A 4,678-nucleotide genomic window follows, 5' to 3' on the forward strand; every position below is an offset into this window, starting at 1 on the left:
TGTTCGACCCGGAAATCCCGGTCGACATCTATGAGCTGGGCCTGATCTACAAGGTTGACGTCAACGACGACCGCGACGTGCTGGTGGAAATGACCCTGACGGCGCCCGGCTGTCCGGTCGCCGGCGAAATGCCCGGCTGGGTTGAAGCGGCGGTGATGACGGTCGAAGGCGTGAAATCGGCGCGCGCCAATCTGGTGTTCGACCCGCCGTGGGATCCTTCGAAAATGAGCGACGAGGCCAAGCTCGCGCTCAACATGTTCTGATGATTGCGCCCTTCACATCGTCACCCTCGGGCTTGACCCGAGGGCCAGACCGTCAGGCGCTGAGCGGCTGGAGTTGCGGCACGTGCGGCGCCGCATCGGACACGACGAGCTCGGCGCAACCCCTGATCCTCGGGTCAAGCCCGAGGATGACGCAGGAGTAGGGACCAATGAGCGAACTCGCCACCACGCCCCGTCCCCGCCGTCCGCGCCCGCAGGTTCTGACCCTGACCGAGGCGGCGGCTGCACGGGTGCGCGAACTGACCGAAAATGGCGGCCACAAGGGATTGCGTGTGGGCATCAAGAACGGCGGCTGCGCCGGTCAGGAATACACCTTCGCCTTCGCCGACGAGATCGGCCCGCTGGACGAGGTGGTGACCGACAAGGGCGCGACCGTGGTCATCGACCCCAAGGCCATCCTGTTCCTGATCGGAACCGAGATCGACTTCGAGGTCACCAAGCTGGCGTCCAAATTCGTGTTCCGAAACCCGAACCAGACCGACGCTTGCGGCTGCGGGGAAAGCGTGACGATCGTTCCGGCGGAACGGGCCTGAGCCATGGCCTATGACCCGTTGTTCGGCGAATGGGTGCATGAGCATTTCGCCGGCCTGGGGCCGCTGACGATCAAGCGGATGTTCGGCGGGGCCGGTGTCTCTGCGAACGGCCTGATCTTCGCCCTGCTGGACGACGGCGTCGTGTGGCTGAAGTCCGACGACCAGAATGAACCGGCGCTGCGCGACGCCGGGGCGCGCCAGTTCACCTATCCGATGAAGGACGGGGTGATGATGACCATGGCCTATTGGAGCCTGCCGGAACCCGCCGTCGATGATCCGGATGAAGCCGTGCGCTGGGCGCGGATGTCGCTGGACGCGGCGCTCAGGACGGCGGCGGCGAAGACGGTCAGGAAGCCGAAGACGCCATAGCCGCCGCCCGCCGCGCCTCGTCCGGCGCCAGAACGCGGACGGCGTCGGTGACCGGCTGACCCGTCGCCTCGGCCACCAGTTCGGCGGTCTTGCCTTCCACGGCGGCTTCCAGGCGGGCCAGGAATTCGTCCTTGGCCAGGCCGGTGGGAATGGGGTCCAGGAACTCCAGCGTCGCCGTGCCGGGGTGTTTGCGGAACGCCTCGCCGGGCCAGAACAGGCCCAGGTTGGTGGCCACCGGCACGACCGGCATGTCGAAGTCGCGGTACATGTGCCAGACGCCCGAGCGATAGCGGAATTTCTCGCCCACCCTGGCCAGATTGCCCTCGGGGTAGATCAGGATGCGTCGCCCCTGGGCATGAGCGTCGGCGGCGCGGGTTTTCAGCGCCTCGCGCGCCTTGGAGCCTCCGCAGTTGTTGACCACAATGGCGCCCAGCTTGGTCAGGACGGTCGACAGAAGCGGAAACTTCTCCAGATGGTCGCCGGTGACGAAGGCCAGGTCCTGGAACCGGTCATAGACGGAAAAGCCGTCGCCCCAGCTCTGGTGCTTGGCGGCGAGGATGAAGGCCCCGGCGGGCAGGCGGTCCTCGCCCCGATACTGGATGCGGATGCCGGCCAGCAGCCGCATCGCTTGCACCATGCGCCGCACATAACGGCGGATGATCCAGCCGGTCGCCCCACGCCCCGGCGCCAGGGCCGCGATCACGGCCGCCAGCGTATAGGCGATGGACAGGGTCCAATAGGCGACGGCGAACAGAAGGCTGCGGATCATGCCGTCTTATGGCACGGCCTGCGGCTCAGGCCAGCAGGCTTCACGCAGCCTGGAGCAGGGTTTCGGCGTCGGTGATCCGGTTCCGGCCCGCCCGCTTGGAAGCGTACAGCGCCTCGTCGGCACGCTCCAGCAGCATGGAGGGCGTCTCGCCGCGCTTGCGCTGGGCGAAGCCGGCCGAAATGGTCACGGCGCCCAGTTCGTCATTGGTCGAGCGGCGACGCAGGGCGCGGCTGGCGATCTCGTTGCGGATAGCGTTCAGGGCGGCGTCGACGTCGGGCGCGAACTCCCCGGGGAACAGCATGGCGAACTCTTCGCCGCCATAGCGGGCCGCGACGCGCGGATGTTTGGCCACCCGGTTCAGCACGCTGGCGACATAGCGCAGCACCTGATCGCCGGTCTGGTGGCCCCAGGTGTCGTTGAAGCGCTTGAAGTGGTCGATGTCGATCACCGCCAGCGTCAGCGCCTGACCGCCCTTGTCGGCATCGGCGCACAGCTTGGCCAGTTTCTCGTCGAACGCCTTGCGGTTGGCCAGATTGGTCAGGGCGTCGGTCATGGCGTCGCGGCGCACCTGTTCCAGGTGTTCGCGCAGGCGGGCGACCTCGCGGGTCGAGGCTTCCAGCTTCTGTTCCAGGGTGGCGTTCTCGCCCTGAATCTTGCGCGTGGCGCTGGACAGGGTGGTCACCAGGGTCTTCAGCCTGGCGCCGCCGTCGGCGGTTTCGATGCCCGCGGCCGCATCGGCCAGGGTGGCGCCATAGGCGGCCTGGCTCTTGTGCGCCGTGGCGATGGCCTCGGCCACGCTGGACAGCTCGCGGTTCAGCACGGCGCCGGCGTCGCGGATTTCATCCGACAGGCGCGCGCGCGGCAGATATTCGGCCGCCAGCATTTCCGACGTCGCCTCGGTGAACACCTCGTTCGCGGCTATCAGGCGCTTGATCTCGCACGCCAGCAGGCCTTGCGGGTCGCTGAGATAATGCAGCCACAGCTCGAAATTCAGCGGGGTGGGCCACACGCCGCAGGCCTGCATCTCGTCAACCACGCGGTGCGCCAGCCCATAGGCGTCAGGGCTGCGTAGCGTCGTCTCGATCTGCGTCATTCCGGCCTTCCCCCAGGGCGCGCTTCTTGGCCCAGGAGGAAGCTATGCCGTCGAACCGTAAGGAGCCGTTAATTGCGCGGCTAAAAACGACGGTGTTCGCTCAAAAGGCCGAGCGGCGCAGGAAGGCGGGAATGTCGTCGCCGAACCCAGCGCCGGCGCGCGGCTCCTGACGTTCGCCGCCGTCGCGTTCCGACTGGCGCAAGCGTGGTTCGGCGGCGGGACGCGTCGAAGCCGGAGCTGTGGCCGGGGCCGCAGCCGCAGTCTCAGCCGCCGGAGCCGCTGCAGCCTCGGCCGCGCCGCCCGTCTTGCTGCGGCGTCCGCGACGCGCGCGCGGTTCGGCGGGCGCCGGAACCTCGGTGATCGGCTCAGCCGCGGCTTCAATGGCGGGGACGTCGGCCGTGACGACCGGACTTTCCAGCGCCGGCTCCGCCTCACGGCGACCGCGCGGCCGCTCGCTGCGGCCACGACCGCGCGAACGGTCGCTGTCGCGGCGCGGCTGATCCTTGATGGCGGCGAAGTCGATGCCGTCCAGCGGCAGTTCGACCGGATCCTTCTTGATCAGCTTCAGCACCTTGTCCAACGACTTGTCGTCGGCGGGCGTCACGATCATGAAGGCCTGGCCCAGCTTGCCGGCGCGGCCCGTGCGGCCGATGCGGTGCACATAGTCGTCGGCGTGGTGCGAAACGTCATAGTTGAAGACGTGGCTGACGTCGGGGATGTCCAGGCCCCGCGCGGCGACGTCCGACGCCACCAGAATCTTCAGCGCGCCCGAACGGAAGTCCGCCAGGGTCTTCATGCGCAAGCTCTGGTCCAGGTCGCCATGGATGGGCGCAGCGTCAAAGCCGTGGGTCTTCAGCGACTTGGCGACGATATCGACTTCGGACTTGCGGTTGCAGAAGACAATGCCGTTACGCACGTCCTCACGGCTGACCAGGGCGCGCAGGGCGGTGCGCTTGGCCTTGGGGTCAGAGGTCGGAATGCGCACGACATACTGGGTGATGGTGTCGGCCGTCATGGCCGGACGCGACGCCTCGATCCGGGTCGGGTCCTTCAGGAACTGGGTCGTCAGCCGGGTGATCTCGGGCGGCATGGTGGCCGAGAAGAACAGGGTCTGGCGGCGCGGCGGCGTCAGTTTGAAGATGCGCTCGATGTCGGGAATGAAGCCCATGTCCAGCATGCGGTCGGCCTCGTCGATGACCATGATCTCGACGCCGGTCAGCAGCATCTTGCCGCGATCGAACAGGTCCAGCAGGCGGCCGGGCGTGGCGATCAGCACGTCGACGCCCTTGTTCAGCATGGCCACCTGATCGCCCATCGACACCCCGCCGATCAGCAGCACCCAGTTCAGGCGCGTACCCTTGGCGTATTTGGCGAAGCTCTCGGCCACCTGATCCGCCAGTTCGCGGGTGGGGGCCAGAACCAGGGCGCGCGGCATGCGAGCGCGGGCGCGGCCCGACGCCAGGCGGTCCACCATCGGCAGGGTGAAGGCCGCCGTCTTGCCGGTGCCGGTCTGGGCGATGCCCAGAACATCGCGGCCGGCCAGGGCCACCGGAATGGCCTGCTCCTGAATGGGGGTGGCGGTCGTATAGCCGGTATCGGCGACCGCTTGCAGGGTCGTGGGCGAAAGGCCCAG

General features: G+C 67.7%; 6 protein-coding genes. 3 read left to right on the forward strand and 3 right to left on the reverse strand.

The genetic code is table 11. The features are described 5' to 3' along the window. From Q0581_RS14245 to Q0581_RS14255, 3 genes are all read left to right on the forward strand, one after another. On the forward strand, positions 1–263 hold a 263-nt coding region (locus Q0581_RS14245), incomplete at its 5' end, for a DUF59 domain-containing protein (RefSeq protein WP_298701116.1). 167 nt (positions 264–430) lie between these two features. Beyond that, the gene (locus tag Q0581_RS14250; protein ID WP_298701117.1) at positions 431–814 is read left to right on the forward strand and encodes an iron-sulfur cluster assembly accessory protein; all 384 of its coding nucleotides are present in this window, start codon (positions 431–433) and stop codon (positions 812–814) included. A gap of 3 nt (positions 815–817) precedes the next feature. Next, complete coding sequence (locus tag Q0581_RS14255) at positions 818–1,183, forward strand: TfoX/Sxy family protein (RefSeq protein ID WP_298701118.1); 366 nt, start codon at positions 818–820, stop codon at positions 1,181–1,183. Here Q0581_RS14255 and Q0581_RS14260 read toward each other — a convergent pair. The 3 genes from Q0581_RS14260 to Q0581_RS14270 form a co-directional block, all read right to left on the reverse strand. After that, entirely contained in the window at positions 1,161–1,949 is a 789-nt protein-coding gene (locus tag Q0581_RS14260) for a lysophospholipid acyltransferase family protein (RefSeq protein WP_298701121.1), read from the reverse strand. The two genes, Q0581_RS14255 and Q0581_RS14260, sit on opposite strands and share 23 nt — an antisense overlap. A gap of 43 nt (positions 1,950–1,992) precedes the next feature. Further along, positions 1,993–3,045, reverse strand: a complete 1,053-nt coding sequence (locus Q0581_RS14265; protein ID WP_298701119.1) for a diguanylate cyclase — start codon at positions 3,043–3,045, stop codon at positions 1,993–1,995. 100 nt (positions 3,046–3,145) lie between these two features. Then, on the reverse strand, positions 3,146–4,678 hold a 1,533-nt coding region (locus tag Q0581_RS14270; RefSeq protein WP_298701120.1), incomplete at its 5' end, for a DEAD/DEAH box helicase.

This window comes from uncultured Brevundimonas sp., assembly GCF_937863155.1.
Classification (GTDB): domain Bacteria; phylum Pseudomonadota; class Alphaproteobacteria; order Caulobacterales; family Caulobacteraceae; genus Brevundimonas.